We start from the raw sequence: 19092 nt of genomic DNA on the forward strand, positions 1-19092 counted from the left end.
CTGGTCGCGATGGACGCCCCGGGGCCGAAGCACGCCTGGACCTGGGCGACGCCCGCCCCGAGGAGGTGACCGTGACGGTCGGCGCCTACAACAACGAGACCGGCACCGAGATCACCGACGACCTCACCATCACCCTGATCGACGAACGCGGCCACCAGGTCGTGAGGTGGGCCGGACGGCGCAGGCCGCTGGCCCTGGACGGCCGGACCGTCCTCGACCTGGCTGCCGCGGGCGAGACCATCGCCGGCGCCTACGACCGGTACCTGCGCGACACCGCGATCCAGGACGCCTTGCGCATCGACCCGGACGGCTCCTGACCATGGCCCGGCGGCCCGAACCGGTCGAATGGCCCGACGACCTCGACGACGTCCCGCACGGCACCGCGCTGCTCGGCGACGGGCGCCTGCGAGCCGCGATGCGTGACGCGTCCTGGTTCTCCAAGCCTGACACCGTCAAGGACAAGTACGCCCACGTCATCACGGTCTCCCACGAGATGAAGACCGGCCCGGGCGGGACCACCGGCGGCTGGGAAGCCGCGGCGTGCGACCCCACTCGCATCCCCTTGGACGTCGACCGGCTGGTCTGGGACGCCGCCGACGTCGGGGACAGCCTGCGCTGCCGCCGTCCCGGCTGCGTCGCCCTGTTCACACAGGCCGACCGGGCCAAAGCCGCCGAGAACGGCCGGACCACGGATCAGAGAAGCAGGCCGAAGGCGACCGCCAATACCAGACCGGCCGTCCCGGCTGCGGCGGCCATCGTGGCGAACACCGAGTCGGTGCCGTCCTGCAGGCTGCGCCGGGTGATCCGGTCGGCGACCGTCCCCCCGGCCAGGCCCGCCAGCAGCGGCGCCCCCAGCCAGCGCAGCGCCGCGCCGATCACGGAGGCGAGCCAGGTCACGAACGCCGCCGCGCCCACCCCGGCGAACACGTGGAACACCCAGGCGAACCCCAGGACGACGAGCGAGACCCCGACCCCCGCGCCGACCGCCTTGAGCGTGTACGGCTCCCGGTAGGGGGCGCGCACGAGCCGCGACGCCTCCTCCAGCAGGGCGCCCGGGTCGTCGTCGGCCGTGGCGGCGTGGGAGGGGGGCGGCAGCGTCATGTTGCGGGCGGGGTTGCCGAGCCGCCGCCCGGCCTCCACCCAGATCTCCCGGGCACGGCGCCGGTGCCGGGCCAGGCTCACCTCGGCCCCGGTCCGCTCCTGCTGCAGGTAGGACTTGGTGCGCTTGGCTTCCTCCACCCGGGCCAGATGCAGCTCGTGCCCCTCGACCAGCTGCTGCACCTGCCCGATGAGCGAGCGGTAGTCCCGCGCCGCCGAGGCGACCGTGTCGCTTTTCATGCGAGCTCCTTCCCTGCGGGCCTTCTCCTCGCGCGGTACGGCGAACGCGGCTTCATCCGGTTGCGGTACGGCCCGCGGGGGCCCGTACCGGATGCGGTCGGGCCGGTCATCGCTCGGCCTCCGGTTCCACGACGTGGAAGGGGATGACCGGCTGGGGTTCGCGGTGCCGGGTCCGGTCGAAGAACAGGGCCCGGCGTTCCCGCGGCGCCCAGGAGACCAGGGTGCCCGCGGGGAGCAGCGGGGTGAGCTCGGCGCCCTGCACGTCCAGCGCCACCCACACCCCGAGGTCGTCCAGCTTGCCGCCGATCCCGCCCGCGACGTCCTCGCGGAGGCGGCCCACCCCGCGCCACCACCCGATGACGTGGGTGAGCGTCTCGGGTCCGCGGGAGAGCACCCGGCGGAGCAGGTCGTGGCCGCTGGTCCGGGTCTGGGCGTCCTTGGCGGCCAGCACCCCGCTGGCCGCGTCGACGGCGAACAGCACCAGGTAGTGGACGCGCTCGGGCCGCTCCCCGGCCAGGGCCGCCTCCACCCGGTCGGCGCTCGCCTTCAGCGCGTCCTTCAGCCCCCAGGTGTCGGTGGTCTCCACCTCGTGCCCCAGATCCGCCAGGGATTTGCCGACCGCGCGGACCGCCGCGTCGGCGGTGTCGTCCAGGCAGGCCAGGGTGAAGGCGGCGGTGCCGGGGAGTTTCTGGCGGGCCAGGGACATCACCGTCGCGGCGACGACGTCGCAGGCCTCGACGGTGTTCATGCCCACCACCGCCAGGTTGCGCTGCGGGGAACGGCCGAAGGGCGTCGCCGCCGCCGTCCCCGCCAGGTCGATCCGCTGGCCGACCATGACCGCCGGCGGCCGGTCGGTGGGGGTGAGCCGCGCATAATCGGCGTTGTCGGCCAGGCGGGGCACCGTCTCACCGTCGAACACCTTGGGCGGGCCGAGCCCGTCGGGGCGGCGTTCCCACAGCGCCCGCTGGAGCGGGTCCAAGACGCTGCGGGAGGCGTTGGGGAGGCGGACCACCCGGTTGGCGTGGGCGACCCCGGAGTCGGGGTTGACCACGGCGCAGAACCGGGGGATCCGCTCGGCGATCCGGTCGTCGTCCAGGATGCGCCGGGACTGGGGGAGGGCCACCCGCAGCGTGAACTGCTCCAGGACCGAGGAACGGCCCCACAGGGCCTCGATGCGGGACAGGTCCTGGCTGGCCAGGATGAGGTGGATGCCGAAGGAGCGCCCCTGGCGGGCCAGGGTCTCCAGCAGCGCCACCGCCTCCTGGGTGATCTTGTCGCGGCGTTCCAGCAGCACCTGGCACTCGTCCACGATCGCCACGATCCGGGGCCAGCGGCCGGACGGGTCGGCCTGGCGCAGCTCCTCCAGTTTGCTGGTGTCCTGGGCCTTGGCGGCCCGCGCCCGCCGCTGCATCTCCCCGGTCAGGTGGGACAGCAGCGCCAGGCCGAACTCCCGGTCCCGGTTGATGTTGACCCCGACCAGCCGGGCGTGCGGCAGCCAGGACGGGTCACGGCCCGGCGCGAACTGCTGGAACGAGACGCCCTGCTTGAAGTCGAGCAGATAGAACTCCAGCTCGTCGGGGCTGTAGCGGGCGGCGTAGGAGGCGATCAGGGTGTAGAGGAAGTTGGTCTTGCCCGATCCGCTGGGCCCGCCCACCAGGGCGTGCGGCGGGTTGTCGCCCAGCTCCACCAGGACCTGCCCGCGGGCCGGTTCCAGCACGTCGTCGCCGATCGGCGCGGACAGGCCCGCGGCCGACGACTGCCCGTACAGCGCGGTCTGGGGGAGCAGGTCGGCGAACCGGCTGGGCGGCGGCCCCTGCCGTACGTGGGTGACGACGCGTTCGCACACGTCCCGGACCAGGTCGCCGGGGGGCGCGGCGTCGGGCTCCACCCGCAGGTGCGGCCCGGTCATCGAGGAGGTCAGCACCAGCGGGGCCGGGCCCATGTCGATGATCTCGCAGTTGCCCTCCGCCTTCACCGGGACGTCGCAGGCGATCACGTGCACCCCGCAGGTGGGCCCGGCCGTCATGATGCTCTGCAGCCGCTGGACGACCTCCGGGCGGAACCCGTCCACCGGGGTGTACACCACCAGGATCCGCCACGGTTCGGGCCGCAGCCCGGTCGCCTGCACCAGCTCGGCCAGCGAGTCGTGCCGCCCCAGCACCGTCGACTGGATCCGATGGATCTCGTCGGAGAGCCGGCCCAGCAGCGCGCCGAAGCCGTCCACCGAGCACGCCTCGAACAGCCCGGCACCCGCCATCGAGGCGAACGCCTTCAGGTGCTCGCACAGCCGTACCGGGTCGTAGACGTGCAGGCGGATCATCCCGGGCTGGCTGGTGGCCAGCATCCGGACCAGGAGCCCGGAGAGCACGGCGTCGGCCACCGCCGACTCGCCGTTCCTGATCACCAGGTTCCCGGCGTCCAGCAGCGGGATCAGGGCGGCGGGCGGGTTGTCCAGCCACCGCTGCCGCCACGGGCCGTCCTCCAGGGGCGGCGGCTGGATCGCGCCCACCCGGTACAGGCACGGCCCCTGGTCGACCGGGTCGGTCCTTCCCCACCGGGCCCACGGCGCGGAGGCGAACCCGGGCGAGGACACCGCGGCGTGCCGGTGCAGCCGCGCCGCGATCGGGGCGAGCCCCTCCCCGGCGGTGGCCGACCAGTCCTCGGCCTCGACGCTGCTGCGGGCGATCGACGTCTCCGCATCCGCGACGCGGTGCTCGCCGCGGGCGCGGATCGCCTCCATGGCGCCCAGAGCCCGGGCGACCCGGTCGCGGATCTCCTCGGCCAAGGCCTGCTTGCTGGGAAACACCTTGCCGCTCAAGGCTTCCTTCCGTGAAACGAACGTGGGACGAAAGGCCCGCTATGGGGTGGTGGCCGGGGCGCCGGATCGTCGGAGAGCCGCGATCGCCACCGGATAGGCGACCACGAGCTCGGCGAGGTCGAACCCGGTCGCCTGGGTGGGAACCCCGCACACCTCGTCGACGATCAGCGCGAAGACCTCGTCCGGCCCGGTCCGGCCGAGCAGGGTCTGACCTTGGCGGATCAAGGTGAGGATCCGCTCGCGGTCCGCCGCCTCCGGGACCCGCCCGTCGCATGCGGCCCGCGCGGCGGAAGCCGTCTCCGCGTGCGCGACGTCGAGAAGATACCCGACCCGCTCGACCTCGAACCGGGCCAGGCAGTCCCGGTAGGCCTCCCGGTCGCCGGCGCCGGCCCGCTCCACGAGCATCCGCAGCATCCCCCAGTCCTCGGGTGTGGCGCTCACGGCCGATCCCCTTCCGGTCGCTGCGGCGCCGCCAGCCGGTCGAAGGTCGCCACCAGGCGTTCCCGCAGCGGTTTGCCGAGCAGCGCCCGTACGGCGTGCCGGTCCGACAGGTGGCCGATCGCGCTCCTGATCGCGCCGGGCGCCGTGCCGACGTCCAGGACCGTTCCCCCGGGTTCGACGATCACCTTGGCCAGGCCGCCCGTGGCGGTCCGCTCCGCGCCGGTCAGCGCGTCGGGGGAGGCCGCCGGGGCCAGGCTCAGCCCGATTTCGGCCCCGTAGGACTCCACCGCCTGATCGGCCTCCAGCATCGCCTGGACCGACCGCTCGCATTCGCGGTGTGCCTGCGCCACCAGCGCCGACGCCTTGACCAGGAGGGGGTCGTCCCGCTGCGCGAGCAGACCCTGCAGGAGCCGTACGGCTTGCGCCAGGCCCGTCTGGGCGGATTTGGCGGCCATCTGGGACTCCCAGGCGCGGCGCCGGGCACGGTCCAGCGCCTCTCCAAGCTCGGTGAGCAGCGACACCGCGGTGCCTACAGTCCGGCGTCGTACTGCTCGACCGCCTGAAGCGCCTGCTGGACCGCGGCGAGCGCGTCGCTCAGCGAGGACTCCGCCTGCCGGAACAGCTGTGCCGCCTGACCGGGGAGCTCGTGGCCGCCGCCCTCGGTGGCCGCGGCGAGCATCGAGGCGGCGTCCCCGATCGAGTCACCGGCCTGGGTCATGGACTGGACCGACTCACCGGCCGCCGAACTCACCCTGGCGAGTGCGGCCTTTACCTCAGCGATTGACGACACAGGACAATTCCTCTCTCACCGCGCCGGTGTGCGACCGGCAGACCACGCTGACCATTGTGATGGGAACGGCCGCCGCCGGAGAACATCACGCGACCGGTGCCCGGCCGGTAAATCCCGTGTCCGCACGGGCACCATGCTTCCCGGCATCCCCGGGTACCCGCAACCGCCTCCGGCGAACACCCGCCGGGTGGTCGCGGCCGGGCTCGGGCGGCGGCCGTCCGGTGACCCGCCCCGGACGGGTACGGGCTGCGGCCGTGGGCGCAGCCCGTACCCGTCCCTCGTCCGGAGTCGCCCGCCGCGGGCGCCGGGCCCGCTCTCCGGTGCGGCGCCCGGGGACTCCCGTCCGCGTTCGCCCCGCGGCCCGGAGGGGGTACGGCCGCGGGCCGCTTCCGTTGTGACGTCGCGGCGGTGGGCGCAGCCCGTGTTCCGTTCTTGTGTCGGGGGCCTCCCCACGTCCGCCGTGAGCGCCGGGGGCGGAAAGGGCCCGGTCTTCGAGCATCCTTCCGCCGTCGGACGCTTTCGTGGTTCCCGGCCGGGTTGGCGACCGGCCGCCGCCGGTGTCGTCCGGGGAGGCCGGAGAGAACGTTCCGCGGTATCGGCAGAGGCGGTGTGAGGTGTGAGGGTCCGTATCCTCCACGCGACCAAGGGGATCCGCTTCTTCACGAAGCCCTGTTCGGGAAGTCCTGCGACACCTCTAGCGATACGAAGAGTCATGTCGGACATGCGAAGCGTTATGGAACCGTGTCTGACGGGCTGATCATAGGGCCTGTCCCGTGGCCGAGCGTATGTCTACGCTGACGGCGGGTTACCGGGCCGGGGCGGAAAGCCCCGGCGGCACATTCGTCGTCCGCCGGAAGGCCCCGGCGGACCCTGTGAGAGGGAGAGCCGGATGACGAGTGGGGATCTTCGCCAGCGCAACGTCACGGCGGCGTTCGCCGTCCTGGACGCCGACGGCAGCGGCGTGCTCGACCGGACCGACTTCGAGAAGCTGTCGGGCCGGGTGACTCTGGCCCTCGGCCTGGACCCCGGCGGCCAAGTGGCGACGTCGCTGCGCGCGGCGTATCTGACCTGGTGGGAGCAGCTGCGGGCGGACCTGGACACAGACGCCGACGGACGGATCACCCGCGCGGAGTTCGAGCAGGCGTTCCAGGGGGAGGACCCGGTCGCCTACGTCCGGCAAGGGCTGGGCAAACTCATCGACGTCCTCTTCCGGGCCCTGGACGCGGACGGGGACGGGTACATCACCCGGCAGGAGTACGCGAACCTCTTCGCCGTGGGCCGGCTGACCCCCGAGGAGATCGAGGCGGGGTTCCGGCAGCTGGACGCCGACTCCGACGGGCGGATCTCCCGGGCCGAGTTCCTTGCGGCCGTGGAGATCTTCTTCTCCAGCTCCGACCCGGACGCCCCCGGCGTCGCCATGCTCGGCCTGCGCTGACCCCTGCCTGTCGCACCGGGACCGGCCCGCGGCTTGCTTGCGATCGAGGTCGACGGCCCGCCCTGTTTCAAGATCGGACGTGTGGCGGGGCGGCTCAGGGGGTGTGCCCGAACACCCGCATGGCCGCCTCGGTCCGGTTGGTGACACCGAGCTTGGCGTAGATGTTGGCCAGGTGCTTCTCCACCGTCCGCGGGCTGATGCCCAGCGCGCGGGCGGTCTGCTCGCTGGTCCGCCCCCGGGCGACCAGCCGCAGCACCTCGGACTCGCGGTCCGAGAGCCGGGGCGCGGGCGGCGCGGGCGCGGACTCGCTCAGCACCAGCGCGCCGCAGGCGCCGTACGGGATCAGCCGGACGGTCAGGCGGCGCCCGCCGCGTTCGATCACCAGGTCGGGCACCGGGCCGGCGGCCTGCGGCACGGCGCGCCGGGCGGCGAGCCACGCGCGGATCTCCCCGGGGAGGGGGCCGCCGTCCCGGGCCTGCGCGGGAAAGTGGGCGGCGAGCAGGACGTGGGCGGTGCGGTTGACCGCCCGGGCGCTTCCGTGCGGACCCAGCAGCAGTACTCCGCGGGAGGCGTCGTCGAGGGTGTCCAGGGCGAGCAGCGCCGACTCCAGCCAGGTTGTGGCGTGCGCGGCGCGCAGCAGAGCCGCCAGGTACGGCTGGGCGATCTCCAGGAGCTGCCGGTCGGCGTCGGTGAAGTCGACGGTGGTGCGGTTGAGGCCGATGCAGGTGAGCGTCCCGCCCTGCACAGTGAGCAACCCCAACATCTGGTACTCGATACCCAGCGGCCGGTAGAACTCGTGGTAGAGGTCGAGACCGTGCCACTGGCTGCGGCTCACCACGTCGCTGAGGCGCAGCGGCTCGGTCCCGCAGCCCGCCTGGTCCAGCGGTGCGAGCAGGGGATGCTTGACGAAGAGCCGGGTGTAGGCCTGCACCAGCGCGACGGAGAGGTCGACGGGTGGCCAGGGATGCTGCTCGATCCGGCCGATTCGCAGGTCCATGGCCTTGTAGGCGATCACGTCCGCGCCGACCACCGCCGACAGCGCGGTGAGCATACGGGGGAGGACGTCCTCACCGGAGGCGGCCTGTTCACATTCCCGGATCGCGTTCAGCAGCTTCCTGAGGCTGGATTCACGCATGCGTTCACTCCGCTCCGTGCGGTCGGGGCGTCCGTAGTTTCCCCTTCGCCACAGATGTGATCACACATCGCCTGCATGCCAAGAAACGTCCGTAGTTTCCCGAATCGCCAGGATCTGCGCCGGAGAGGAAACTGAGGGCGCGCTGCAGGCTCCGAGAGTCCTCCTCGAAGCGAAGGAGAACCACGCGTCATGCACAGACTGCGAAAACCGCTCGTGGTCGCGACGGAGGCCTTTGCCTTCACGGGCTTCTCGTCCGTCCCCGCGCACGCCGACCCGCCGACCGGTGACGACATGGGCTGCTCCCTGGTGTTCGACCTCTGGTACAAGCTCACCGGCGATCCGGAGCACGCCTACCGCCTTTTCCTGGAGTGCATCGGCGAATCGGAATCCGTCCCGCCCCCGCAGTGAGCGGGAACCCTCCCCGGTGACCCGGCGACGGCACGACCCGCGCGGGCGCGTGAGAGTTCACGCGCCGGTGCCCGAGCCGGTCCCACCTCCCCTCCCGCAGAACCCAACTGAAGGAGAAGCCATGCGCACGCTCCGCAACACGATCGTGGTCACGGTGGCCGCGTTCGCGTTCACCACCGTGGCCTCGTCTCCGGCGCAGGCCGTCCCCATCGACTCGCCCGGGGACAACATGGGCTGCCACGCGGCCCCTGAGCAGCAACCAATCGGTCAGTGGCGGTAGCGGGCCGACGTCAGCGGACCTACCGCCATCCGGCGGTCCGATACAGGTGAGCCGCTCTATGTGAAGACGCGGTCGACGACGGCCGCCTGCTCGGCAGTGCCCGCCCGGAAGTACCGGGCCGAGGTGTCGAGGGAGGCGTGACCGAGCAAGGCCTGGACCTGGGCAACGTCGGGGCCGCCTTCACGCAGCCGGGTGGCGCCTGTATCGGACCGCGGCGATGCAACACCTAGCCGTGGTGGTTCTGCGGCCCGGCGGAGACTGCGGCCCGGCGGGCGGCCGCAGCGAGCCAGGGCTGGATGGAGCCGTCGTTGGTGAGGTCGGCGCGGTAGGCCAGCGTCACGGTCACGTAACGGTGGAAGACCCAGTTGTACCGCCATCGGTAGCTGCGGTGGACCTTGTCGGGACAGGGGGCGAGGCCGCCCCCGTCGCGGGCGCTCCAGATGGTGAGGCGCCAGCGCACGTCCCCGCCCAGGTATTTGTGCGCGTCCCGGGCCGTCGCCGCGTCGGGGAACGCGAAGACCTGAACGGAGACGTAGACGGGGTTCTCGGCCGTGGCGTGGGGACCGGGCTGCTCCGCGTAGACACCGACGACCACTTCGGTACAGTCACGGCGCGTGAGTTCCTTGGCCAGGTCGCTGGGGCCCGCTTCACGGGAGAGGCGGGTGTCCTCGGCGATTCGCGCGAACTCGATGCTCATGTCGTTGGTGAACCGCTGCGGCAGCAGGGCGTCCACGGTGAACGGTGTCTCGTCGGTGGAGGCTAGGTCCCAGGATTTGGGAGAGCGCGGCCGGGGCGCGGAGACTGCGGGCGGGTACGGGGTCGTGCCCGGCACTGTGAGGGGTCGGGTGCGGCCGTCTGGGGATTCGGGCCTGGGTATGTGGTCAAGTTGTCGTAGTGCCTGGGCCAGGTTGGCGGCGTTCGGGTGCCGCTGGCTGGGGTTCTTGCGCAGCAGGGTGAGCACGAGGTTGTCCCAGGGGGACGGGATGCCCGCCCGCACCGAACTGGGGGCGGGCGGTTGCTGGGTGAGGTGCGCCGAGAGGTAGCCCACGATATCGGGGGCTTGGAAGGGTAACCGGCCTGTGATCAACTCGAAGAGAAGGCAGCCGAGCGCGTACAGGTCGCTGCGCGGTTCGGGGAAGCCGCGTGCTTGTTCGGGGGCCATGTACGCGGCTGTGCCCACGATGAAGCCGGTCTGGGTGATTTGGTCTATGGTCGCATTGGGGCTGGCTGCCCGCGCGATTCCGAAATCGAGGACCTTCACATTGCCGCAAGGCGTAATGAAGATGTTGGACGGCTTGATGTCCCGGTGCATGATTCCGGCGTCGTGCGCCTCAGCAAGTGCGTCAGATATCTGCGCGCCCCATCGAGCCGCGTCCGGCAAGGTGACGGCGCCTCGGCGCAGCTTGGCGTCCACCCCCTCACCCCGCACCAGCTCCATCACCAGAAACGGGACCCTGTTGTCCCCGGTGCCGGTTTCGCCGAAGTCGTGGATGGTCACGATGTTGGAATGCTGCAGCTGGGCGGTGATCCGAGCCTCGCGCAGGAACCTGGTGCGTGCATCGTCGCCGTGGTTCCCGCCACCCGCAAGCATGGAGATCAACTTGACCGCGACGGAACGGCCCAGCGTCTCGTCCCGCGCCTCCCATACCTGTCCCATTCCGCCCTCGCCGAGCTGTCGCACCAACCTGTAACGGCCCCCGAGGAGTTGGTCTCGCACTGCTACGCCTCCCCCGTTTCGAACATCTCTGTCCTTTCCGCCGGCGAACCGGTGCGATGGGCATCGTGACACGGCCGCGAAAACGACATGCGCGTTACCCGGAAACACGCAAAACGGCAGGGCTGTTCGCCAAGACGGCCACCTGATCCGGATCAGCTTCCGTCTCCGGCGCGTCCCCGACGGCGGAGCGGGACCAGCGACTTGGCCATGCTGAACGAAGCATCACCAACGATGGGAAGCAGCCCCGAAACTCCCTGCCTGAGCAGGTTATCGCGGGGCGACTCATTTTCACGATGGGCTGGGCCCGACTACCGGGCGCCCCTCGTTGCGTCATGCAACGTGCCTTACTTGCCTGAAAAAATCATCTCGCTCTGACCTGCGAGAAGAGGTCAAGAACCCAACAAGACCATCGGTCCGCTGACGTGGGCCCGCCACCGCCACTGACCGATTGGTTGCTGCTCAGGGGCCTACGCGCTCTACGACTTCTGGTACAAGATCACCAAAAGCCCGGAAATCGCCTACTCCATGTACCTGAGCTGCCGGGGCGGATAGCCCGGGACGTGGCGGCGGCCCGTACGACTCCCGGGGTCGTACGGGCCGCCGCCGGGTCGATCCATATGGAACCGTCTTTCCGGTCGAAGGCAAGAATGTCCAGCCGCAGACCATGATTGCCATGCCGACCGGCGCGTGCGTCGACAAACGCCGCGAAGTCCACCCATGCTCGACAAAGGGCCGACCGGTCGTTTCCGCACGGAACGCCGGCACGTCGGGGAGCGGAGCGACGCAGGGGGACTCATGGCCGAGCAGGGTCGCGTGCGGTGGAAGCGCTTCGCCGTGATCGCGGCTCCCGTCGTGGCGATGACCTCGGCGTTGGTCGGCGCCACGGCCCAAGGCGTCATCGGCGCCTCATTCGTGGTCTCCGGCCACACGTTCAAGCTGTTCAGCGGGGAGCTGCGCGGGCGGGGCATCAGCCTGGCCCCCGGTGTGGTGCGGACCAAGAAGGGTCAGGTCATCCCGGTCATCGTGACCGGAATACGGCGAGCCGAGATCACCGATCTGTGCCAGAGCGTGCTCGTGCGGACCCCTGTGGGCACGGTGACGCTCAGGATCACCGGCGGCCGGGACGGCAACGAGGTGACGGCGGAGAACCTGGTGATCGACGTGGCGGCGGCGCGGGCCGCGGCCTTTCTGCGCGGCCTGCAGGAGGGCCGGGACGCGAGCACCCTGGACGAGGTCCCCGGCGTCAGGGGCCCGGCCGGGGCCTTCGGTTCCCAGGCCAGAGCGGTCGTGCTCCGCGACGTCAGGCTGAGCGCGTGGGCCGTCACCGCCGCGACGTTCAGCCTGCCCGACCTCAGCCTCAAGCTGGTGCAGGGCGAGGACGAGTGCTTCTAAGGCGGAATCGGGCCGACCGTGATGCTCCAGGAGGACGAAAGACCATGAAATCGTGGCGGCGATCACGGCCGTTCTGGGGCGGCCTGCTCATGGTGGGCGCGGGGGCGGAACTGCTCTTCATCCCGTTTGCGATCGACGCGTTGCCGGTGGCGATCCTGTTCGGCCGGGTGGGGGCGGGCTACCTGATCGCCCTGGTGATGATGGTCGCCGGCGTGCTCGTCTGGCTGCAGCCAGGCCAGCGGGTGTTCCTCGGACTGGTCTGCGTGCTGCTGTCGATGGCGTCCTTCGTCTACGCGAACCTGGGCGGATTCCTGATCGGCATGACCTTGGGGCTGCTGGGCGGAGTGCTGGCGATGGCCTGGACCCCCGTCGGCACGCCCGCCAACCGCCTCGACCGGGCCACCGTCCGAAGCGTGCTCACCGCACTCGGGGGATTGACCGCACCCGCGCGCCGCCACCGGCGGCCTGTGGCGAGGGAGCGGATGTGCGCCGAGGCCGGGACCCCGTCGAGGGAGGCAGGTGTCGGGGCGAAGACGCGCGAGCCGGCCGGATGAGCGGGGAGCCCGTCAGGGCGTGACGATGGCGAAGTCCACCTTGGGCTCGCCGAGGACGGAGCCGAGCCGCCGCAGCACGCCCAGGTCTCCGTCGTGGTCGACGTCGTCGACGCCGCCTTCCCCGGTGAGCAGGCCGAGCAGGCGCCGCTTGGTCAGCCGCAGCGTCAGCTCCGCCCCCGCGCCGGACGGGACGACGTGGTGGATGAGGGCGCCGTTGGACATCGTGGTGCGGTGTCGCTCGTCCAGGTCGGTGAGGTGCCAGTCGATGGCGAAGCGCTCGTTCCAGGCTTTGGGGCCGTCCACGCGAATGGCGAGGGAGTCGAAGATCTGCTCGGCGGTCAGCGCGCCGAGCACCTCCGAGGAGGCGGTGTCGGTGGCGCCCGCCGAGGGACCGCCGGTCAGCTCGTCGGCGCCGCTCAGATAGAAGTTGCGCCAGGTGGCGTTCTCCGCGCCGTGTCCGAGCCGGGTGTAGACCCGGGCCAGGAGCCCTCTGGCCGCGGAGTCGCCTTCGTCGGCGAACACGGCGTGGTTGAGCAGGGTCGCCGCGAAGCGCAGGTCGCCCTCCCCGATGTAGCGTTCGGCGAGGGCCCGTACGGCGGAGGCGCCGCCCAGGCATTCGACGTACCGCCTGGCCTGCTTTACGGGCGGATGTTCCCACAGGTGGGCCGGGTTGCCGTCGAACCAGCCCAGGTAGCGCTGGTAGACGGCCTTGACGTTGTGGCTGACCGAGCCGTAGTAGCCGTGGGTGTGCCAGGCCCGCTCCAAGGCGGGCGGCAGCCGCATGGCCTCCGCGATCTCGCCGCCGGTGAGGCCGAGGTTCATCATGCGCACGGTCTGGTCGTGCAGGTAGGCGTAGAGGTCGCGCTGCTGGGACAGGAAGGTCACGATGTCGTCCCTGCCCCAGGTGGGCCAGTGGTGGGAGGCGAAGGCCACGTCCGCGTGGTCGGCGAACAGCGTGACGGCCTCATCCAGGTACCGGGCCCAGGTCCGCGGGTCGCGGACGACGGCTCCGCGCAGGGTGAGCAGGTTGTGCAGGTTGTGCGTGGCGTTCTCGGCCATGCACAGGGCCCGATGGTCGGGGAAGAGGAAGTTCATCTCCGCCGGGGCCTCGGTTCCGGGGGTGAGCTGGAAGACGACGCGCACCCCGTCGACGGTCTCCTCCTGCCCGGTGCGGGTGACGTCTACGGTGGGCGGGATCAGGGAGACGGTGCCGGCTGAGGTGCCCATGCCGAGCCCGCAGCCGAGCTGCCCTTCGGGGCTGCGCGGCAGGAGCTGGCCGTACATGTACAGGGCCCGGCGGTTCATGGCGGTGCCGGCGTAGACGTTCTCCGAGACGGCGTGCTCCATGAAGTGGGCCGGGGCGATGACGGGGATGCCGGTCCCGTCGGCGACTCCCCGCGCGCCGCCGAAGTGGTCGACGTGCGAGTGGGTGTAGATCAGGCCGGTCACCGGGCGCTCACCCCGGTGGTCCCGGTAGAGCCGCAGCGCCGCGGCGGCGCACTCGGTGGAGATGAGCGGATCGATGACGACGACCCCGCTCCGTCCCTCGACGAGGGTCATGTTGGACAGGTCGAGGCCGCGTACCTGGTAGACGCCGTCGGTCACCTCGAACAACCCGTGCACGGCGCACAGCTGTGCCTGCCGCCAAAGGCTTGGGTGCGCGGTTGCGGGACAGTCGCCGTCGAGGAAGTCGTAGGCGTCGCAGTCCCAGACGACCTTGCCGTCGGACGCCTTAATCAGGGCGTCGCTCGGCTTGGCGATGAAACCGCGTTCGGCGTTGTCGAAGTCCGCCCGATCGCGGGTGGGAAGGTCTGCCATGAGATCGTCCTGCCCGCCGCCGTCTTCGGTAAGTCAAGGAAACCCCCAAGAAAGAGACACGTCACGGCGGGCACAGTGACGTCGTCCACGAGGCCGCCTACAGCCCCGACGGCCGCACCACCGGCCTATCTGGGACTGGAGTTCCAGCGCTCGTTCGCCTCCAACACCCTGCGCGGGGTCGCGGCCGACGCCGCGCACATCATGGGCCCGCTGGCCGCGCACGCCCGCCACGCCCCGGGCCAGGTCGGCCTCTGACGCCGACCATCGGTGCACTCGTTGGTTCGACATCCAGCTAATTTGACGTATCTCTAATCAATAGCCCACTATGGGTATTGCTTCGACAATCTTCTAATCAAGGGTGTCGGGTTGCCTTGAACGTGCCCGGCACCCTGTGCACCCTTCGCTGCGTCGTCGGCCTTCTGACCTTGGGGAGAGCCCTGCCATGAGCAACAACTGCTGCGGTACCACCACCGCTCTGGAACTCGAGCGGATCGTAAACGGCCCCAACGTCGGCGCGCTGCCGGTCGTGGTGATCGGCGCGGGTCCGGTCGGCCTGGCCGCCGCCGCCCACCTGGCCGAACGCGGCCAGGACTTCCTGGTGCTGGAGGCGGGCGAGCAGGTCGCCGCCTCGGTCGCCCGGTGGGGGCACGTGCGGGTGTTCAGCCCGTGGAAGTACAACATCGACGCCGCCGCCCGCCGCCTGCTGGAGGCCGGCGGCTGGAGCGCGCCCGACGGCGAGTGGCTGCCCACCGGCGCCGAGCTCATCGACGACTACCTCGCCCCGTTGGCCAAGCTCCTCGGCGAGCGCTTACGGCTCGGCGCGAAGGTGAGCGCCGTCAGCCGAGAGGGCTACGACCGGGTCCGCACCAACGGCCGCGAAGCCGTACCCTTCCTCATTCGCCTGCAGGACGGCGAAGAACTCCGGGCCCGCGCGGTCATCGACGCCTCCGGCACCTACGAGAACCCCAACGTGCTCGGCGCGAGCGGTCTGCCCGCCCGCGGCGAGGCCGGGGCGGTCGCGGCCGGGCTGGTCGACCACGCCCTGCCGGACGTGCTCGGCGCCGACCGCGACCGCTATGAGGGCAATCACGTATTGGTCGTGGGAGCCGGCCACTCGGCCGCCACCACCTTGCTCGCCCTGGCTCAGCTGTCGGAGGACACCCGCATCACGTGGGCGATCCGCGCCGGCGGCGCCGCCCGCACCTACGGCGGCGGTGACGCCGACGCTCTACCGGCCCGCGGCGCGCTCGGCACCCGCCTGCGCGCGCACGTCGACTCCGGCCGCATCCAGCTGGTGACCGGTTTCTTCACCCACACCGTCCGGTGTGCAGGCGAGCAGGCGATCGTGGTGAGCCGCGATGCGTCCGGCCACGAGCAGGCCATCGTCGTCGACCGGGTCGTCGCGGCGACCGGCTACCGGCCCGACCACACCATCGCGAGCGAACTGCGCCTGGACCTGGATCCGATCCTCGGCTCGACCCGGGCTCTGGCCCCGCTTATCGACCCCAATCGGCACTCGTGCGGCACCGTCCCCGCCCACGGCGTCGACGAGCTGGCCCATCCCGAGCCCGGTTTCTACGCCGTGGGCGTCAAGTCCTACGGCCGCGCCCCGACCTTCCTGATGGCCACCGGGTATGAGCAGGTCCGCTCTGTGGTCGCCGCGCTCGCGGGCGACTGGGAGGCCGCCCGGGATGTGCGGCTGGAGCTGCCCGAGACCGGGGTGTGCTCCTCCAACCTGGCCGAGGCCCAGGAGCAGCGGGTCGGCCTGGCCACCGGCATCAGCGGCGGCCTGCTCGACACCCCGCTCGCCGGCGCCACCGCCGCGGTCCCCGGCCGGGGCGGCGGAAGCTGCTGCGGCTGACCACCACACCCGCAGCAGGCAGCACGACCGGAGACGAGGAAGAGGAACGCCATGTCGGCCGCGGCATGCGTGATCGCCGCCGGTGCGTTGGTCGCCTACCACCGCATATAGTTCGATTGACGTCGAACCAAGGAGTCGTGTCATGGCCGCCCCCGCGACAGTCCCGTGCTGCGCCCCGATCGCCCGCGAGCCGATCTCCGAAAGCGACGCGGCCGAGGCGGCGGTGCTGCTCAAGGCGGTCGCCGACCCGGTGCGGCTGCGCCTGCTGTCGATGATCGGCTCCCACGCCGGAGGTGAGGCGTGCGTGTGCGACCTGACCGGCGCCTTCGACCTGACCGCGCCCACGATCTCCCACCACCTGAAGATCCTGCGCACCGCCGGGCTGATCGACGGCGAACGCCGCGGCACCTGGGTCTACTACCGCATCATCCCCGAGGCGGTGAACAAGCTCGGCGCTCTGTTCACGCCCCTCGGCGACGCCGCACCCGTCCTTCTTCCGGCCTGAGCGGAACCGGAGCATGCCCTGCGGCCACGTCGTCCGATGAGGGCGTGCCTCTGAACGAACGTGCCACCAACCCACAGTCGGCGCGAGCCGGGCGAGCCGGTTCGCGTACCTGTCGAGGATGTCGTGGCCTGCGGCGTTGTAATCGCGCGGCCGGGGCCGAAGGACACCAACGGTCAGCCGCTGTGTGCGGCGGTCCTCTCGCCGCTGCTGCGTGGGTCAGCGCCCGCAGGCTGCGAATCACCGGCCGGGCGGGCCAGGATGCTGCACACCTGTTCACTGGCGCAGTCGGCGGGATCGGTGACGTCCGCGCGGCGACGCAGACCGCGCAGCACCTGGCGGGCCTGGTCGAGCTCGGCCATGCGCTGATCGATCCGTGCCAGGTGCTCATCGATGAGGTCGGTGACGTGCCGGCAGGGGGCGTGGCCGCTGTCGCGGATTGCCAGGATGCCCCGGATCTCTGCCAGAGTCAGCCCGGCGGTCTGGGCATCGCGGATGAAGCGCAGCCGGGTCGCGGCCCCCTCGGGATAGTCACGGTAGCCGGCTGAGGTGCGGGGCGGAGCAGGCAGCAGACCTGCCTCTTCATAGAACCGGATGGTCTTGGCGCTGACTCCGGCCTGTTCGGCGAGCACTCCGATGCGCATCCCTCCACCCTATGCTTGACCTTCCAGCACGCTGGAACCTCTACCGTCCGGGATGAGCGTCCTTTACCACCTGCGACCAGGAGGCGACCATGCTGGAGCTGACCGTGCTGACCGTGCCCGACTGCCCGCACGAGGCGGACTTGCACGAGCGGCTCGCCCAAGCCCTCGTCGGCCACCCGGCGGTGCGGCTCACCACACACGTGATCGACAACGAGGGCGACGCGGCCCGGTGGGGCATGCACGGCTCCCCGACCCTGCTGATCAACGGGGTGGACGTCTTCGCTGCACCGGACACCCCGGCAAGCGTCTCCTGTCGCCTCTACCGCGATGAGACCGGGCCGACCGGCGGCGCTCCTTCGGTGACCGCGCTGCGTGAGGCACTGCGTCATGCCTCTTCGGACCGCTCCTTCAGCCGTTCGAGTAGTCCTCGTTCGACAACCGACAATCGTCGAGGGCGATGAGAAGCATCAGGTGGGCAAGAGCTCCGCCAGCAGTGTCTCGATCCGTTTCCTGATCACGTCCCGGATCTCCCGCACCGCCTCGATGTCCTGGCCTGCGGGGTCGTCGAGCTTCCAATCCTCGTAGCGTTTGCCGGGGAAGACGGGGCAGGCGTCGCCGCAGCCCATGGTGATCACGACATCGCAGGCTTCGACCGCGTCCACGGTGAGCACCTTGGGCTGGGCGCCGGTGATGTCGATGCCCACTTCGTTCATGGCCTCGGCGGCCACCGGGTTGATCCGGTCGGCGGGGGAGGACCCTGCCGAGTGGACCTCCACACGGTCACCGGCCAGGTGGGTGAGCCATCCGGCGGCCATCTGGGAGCGGCCGGCGTTGTGCACGCAGACGAACAGCACGCCGGGCTTACCGGGCATGGGTGCTCTCCTTGCCGAACAGGCGTCGGCCCCAGAGGCTGACGTAGACGAGGGCGACCAGGACGGGCACCTCGATGAGCGGGCCCACCACTCCGGCGAGGGCTTGGCCGGAGGTGACGCCGAAGACGCCGACCGCCACCGCGATGGCCAGTTCGAAGTTGTTGCCCGCGGCGGTGAAGGCGAGTGTGGTGGTTCGGTCGTAGGGCAGGCCGATCGCCCGGCCGGTGAGGAAGGAGCCGCCCCACATGAGGAAGAAGTAGGCCAGCAGCGGAAGTGCGATCCGCGCCACGTCCAGGGGGCGTTCGGTGATGGTATGCCCTTGCAGGGCGAACAGGATGACGATGGTGAACAGCAGCCCGTACAGGGCGATCGGCCCGATCCTCGGCAGGAACCGCTGCTCGTACCAGTCGCGGCCCCGGGTACGCTCGCCGATCTTGCGGGAGGCGTATCCGGCGGCCAGCGGGATGCCGAGAAAGATGAGCACGTACCACGCGATATCCCAGGCCGAGACGTCCAGGGCGGCTTCGGGCAGGCCGAGCAGGCCGGGGAGCAGCTCCAGGTAGAACCAGCCCAGGGCGCCGAACGCGACCACCTGGAAGACCGAGTTGAGGGCGACCAGGACGGCGGCGGCCTCGCGGTCGCCGCAGGCCAGGTCGTTCCAGATGAGCACCATGGCGATACAGCGGGCCAACCCGACGATGATCAAGCCGGTGCGGTACTCGGGCAGGTCCGGCAGCAGCGCCCAGGCCAGCGCGAACATCAGCGCCGGTCCGACGATCCAGTTGAGCACGAGGGAGGACAACAGCAGGCGGCGGTCGCCGGTGACGGTGTCGAGCCGGTCGTAGCGGACCTTGGCCAGCACCGGATACATCATCAGCAGCAGGCCGAGGGCGATCGGCAGCGAGATCTGACCGATCTTCACCGCGTCCAACGCGGTGTCCAGGCCGGGCAGCAGTCGGCCGAGCAGCAGCCCGGCGGCCATCGCGGCGCCGATCCACACCGGCAGGAGCCGGTCGAGCGTGGACAGCCCGGCGATTACCGCCGGGCTCTTGGCGGCAGCGTGGGGAGAGAGCATGACAATCGCCCC

21 protein-coding genes are annotated in these 19092 nt (G+C 71.0%); 10 read left to right on the forward strand and 11 right to left on the reverse strand.

Translation table 11 applies throughout. The annotated features are described in order from the left end of the window. Positions 1–71: 71 nt before the first annotated feature. On the forward strand, positions 72–317 hold the full coding sequence (locus RUR_RS16755) for a hypothetical protein (protein ID WP_283135998.1): 246 nt from the start codon (positions 72–74) through the stop codon (positions 315–317). A 376-nt stretch (positions 318–693) separates the two neighbouring features. Here the strand turns inward: RUR_RS16755 and RUR_RS16760 are convergent, their stop codons facing one another. The 5 genes from RUR_RS16760 to RUR_RS16780 all read right to left on the reverse strand — a co-directional run bounded on the left by RUR_RS16760 (position 694) and on the right by RUR_RS16780 (position 5387). Next, positions 694–1338, reverse strand: a complete 645-nt coding sequence (locus RUR_RS16760) for a hypothetical protein (RefSeq protein WP_283135999.1) — start codon at positions 1336–1338, stop codon at positions 694–696. Between the two features lie 106 nt (positions 1339–1444). Then, on the reverse strand, positions 1445–4156 hold the full coding sequence (locus RUR_RS16765; RefSeq protein ID WP_283136000.1) for an FtsK/SpoIIIE domain-containing protein: 2712 nt from the start codon (positions 4154–4156) through the stop codon (positions 1445–1447). Positions 4157–4195: 39 nt separating this feature from the next. Continuing rightward, positions 4196–4597 carry a hypothetical protein gene (locus RUR_RS16770; RefSeq protein WP_283136001.1) on the reverse strand — a complete coding sequence of 134 codons (402 nt, stop codon included), beginning with the start codon at positions 4595–4597 and terminating at the stop codon, positions 4196–4198. Beyond that, entirely contained in the window at positions 4594–5118 is a 525-nt protein-coding gene (locus tag RUR_RS16775; RefSeq protein ID WP_283136002.1) for a hypothetical protein, read from the reverse strand. Before RUR_RS16775 ends, RUR_RS16770 begins: the two co-directional genes overlap by 4 nt. A gap of 8 nt (positions 5119–5126) precedes the next feature. Further along, a complete protein-coding gene (locus tag RUR_RS16780; protein WP_283136003.1) occupies positions 5127–5387 on the reverse strand; it encodes a hypothetical protein in 261 nt (86 codons plus the stop codon). Positions 5388–6276: 889 nt separating this feature from the next. On the opposite strand from RUR_RS16780, the gene RUR_RS16785 reads away from it, so the two are divergent. Continuing rightward, positions 6277–6822 (forward strand): EF-hand domain-containing protein, encoded by a 546-nt coding sequence (locus RUR_RS16785; RefSeq protein WP_283136004.1) that lies wholly within the window; start codon positions 6277–6279, stop codon positions 6820–6822. Positions 6823–6916: 94 nt separating this feature from the next. Here the strand turns inward: RUR_RS16785 and RUR_RS16790 are convergent, their stop codons facing one another. Beyond that, positions 6917–7957, reverse strand: coding sequence for a helix-turn-helix transcriptional regulator (locus RUR_RS16790; RefSeq protein WP_283136005.1), 1041 nt, complete (start codon positions 7955–7957; stop codon positions 6917–6919). A 189-nt stretch (positions 7958–8146) separates the two neighbouring features. On the opposite strand from RUR_RS16790, the gene RUR_RS16795 reads away from it, so the two are divergent. Beyond that, positions 8147–8365, forward strand: coding sequence for a hypothetical protein (locus tag RUR_RS16795; RefSeq protein WP_283136006.1), 219 nt, complete (start codon positions 8147–8149; stop codon positions 8363–8365). A 121-nt stretch (positions 8366–8486) separates the two neighbouring features. Beyond that, the gene (locus RUR_RS16800) at positions 8487–8645 is read left to right on the forward strand and encodes a hypothetical protein (protein ID WP_283136007.1); all 159 of its coding nucleotides are present in this window, start codon (positions 8487–8489) and stop codon (positions 8643–8645) included. A 226-nt stretch (positions 8646–8871) separates the two neighbouring features. Here RUR_RS16800 and RUR_RS16805 read toward each other — a convergent pair whose 3' ends face one another. After that, the gene (locus RUR_RS16805) at positions 8872–10470 is read right to left on the reverse strand and encodes a serine/threonine-protein kinase (RefSeq protein ID WP_346349042.1); all 1599 of its coding nucleotides are present in this window, start codon (positions 10468–10470) and stop codon (positions 8872–8874) included. Between the two features lie 609 nt (positions 10471–11079). Between RUR_RS16805 and RUR_RS16810 the strand changes: the two genes are divergently transcribed. After that, positions 11080–11754 carry a DUF6230 family protein gene (locus RUR_RS16810; protein WP_283136008.1) on the forward strand — a complete coding sequence of 225 codons (675 nt, stop codon included), beginning with the start codon at positions 11080–11082 and terminating at the stop codon, positions 11752–11754. Between the two features lie 44 nt (positions 11755–11798). Further along, positions 11799–12308 (forward strand): DUF6114 domain-containing protein, encoded by a 510-nt coding sequence (locus RUR_RS16815; protein ID WP_283136009.1) that lies wholly within the window; start codon positions 11799–11801, stop codon positions 12306–12308. Between the two features lie 12 nt (positions 12309–12320). On the opposite strand, the gene RUR_RS16820 is transcribed toward RUR_RS16815, so the two are convergent. After that, positions 12321–14126, reverse strand: a complete 1806-nt coding sequence (locus RUR_RS16820; RefSeq protein ID WP_283136010.1) for an alkyl/aryl-sulfatase — start codon at positions 14124–14126, stop codon at positions 12321–12323. A 75-nt stretch (positions 14127–14201) separates the two neighbouring features. Between RUR_RS16820 and RUR_RS16825 the strand changes: the two genes are divergently transcribed. The 3 genes from RUR_RS16825 to RUR_RS16835 all read left to right on the forward strand — a co-directional run bounded on the left by RUR_RS16825 (position 14202) and on the right by RUR_RS16835 (position 16492). Then, on the forward strand, positions 14202–14381 hold the full coding sequence (locus tag RUR_RS16825) for a hypothetical protein (protein ID WP_283136011.1): 180 nt from the start codon (positions 14202–14204) through the stop codon (positions 14379–14381). Between the two features lie 187 nt (positions 14382–14568). Continuing rightward, positions 14569–15987 carry an FAD-dependent oxidoreductase gene (locus tag RUR_RS16830; protein ID WP_283136012.1) on the forward strand — a complete coding sequence of 473 codons (1419 nt, stop codon included), beginning with the start codon at positions 14569–14571 and terminating at the stop codon, positions 15985–15987. 142 nt (positions 15988–16129) lie between these two features. Then, positions 16130–16492 carry an ArsR/SmtB family transcription factor gene (locus tag RUR_RS16835; protein ID WP_283136013.1) on the forward strand — a complete coding sequence of 121 codons (363 nt, stop codon included), beginning with the start codon at positions 16130–16132 and terminating at the stop codon, positions 16490–16492. A 173-nt stretch (positions 16493–16665) separates the two neighbouring features. Here RUR_RS16835 and RUR_RS16840 read toward each other — a convergent pair whose 3' ends face one another. Further along, positions 16666–17133 carry a heavy metal-responsive transcriptional regulator gene (locus tag RUR_RS16840; protein WP_428847004.1) on the reverse strand — a complete coding sequence of 156 codons (468 nt, stop codon included), beginning with the start codon at positions 17131–17133 and terminating at the stop codon, positions 16666–16668. 89 nt (positions 17134–17222) lie between these two features. Between RUR_RS16840 and RUR_RS16845 the strand changes: the two genes are divergently transcribed. Beyond that, positions 17223–17594, forward strand: coding sequence for a thioredoxin family protein (locus tag RUR_RS16845; protein ID WP_283136014.1), 372 nt, complete (start codon positions 17223–17225; stop codon positions 17592–17594). A gap of 6 nt (positions 17595–17600) precedes the next feature. Here RUR_RS16845 and RUR_RS16850 read toward each other — a convergent pair whose 3' ends face one another. Both RUR_RS16850 and arsB read right to left on the reverse strand, forming a co-directional pair. Beyond that, entirely contained in the window at positions 17601–18005 is a 405-nt protein-coding gene (locus tag RUR_RS16850; protein ID WP_283136015.1) for an arsenate reductase ArsC, read from the reverse strand. Next, positions 17995–19080, reverse strand: a complete 1086-nt coding sequence (gene arsB / locus RUR_RS16855; RefSeq protein WP_283136016.1) for an ACR3 family arsenite efflux transporter — start codon at positions 19078–19080, stop codon at positions 17995–17997. The genes RUR_RS16850 and arsB overlap by 11 nt, the downstream gene beginning before the upstream one ends. Positions 19081–19092 lie beyond the last annotated feature (12 nt).

Source organism: Rhizohabitans arisaemae (assembly GCF_025996515.1).
GTDB classification, from domain to species: domain Bacteria; phylum Actinomycetota; class Actinomycetes; order Streptosporangiales; family Streptosporangiaceae; genus Rhizohabitans; species Rhizohabitans arisaemae.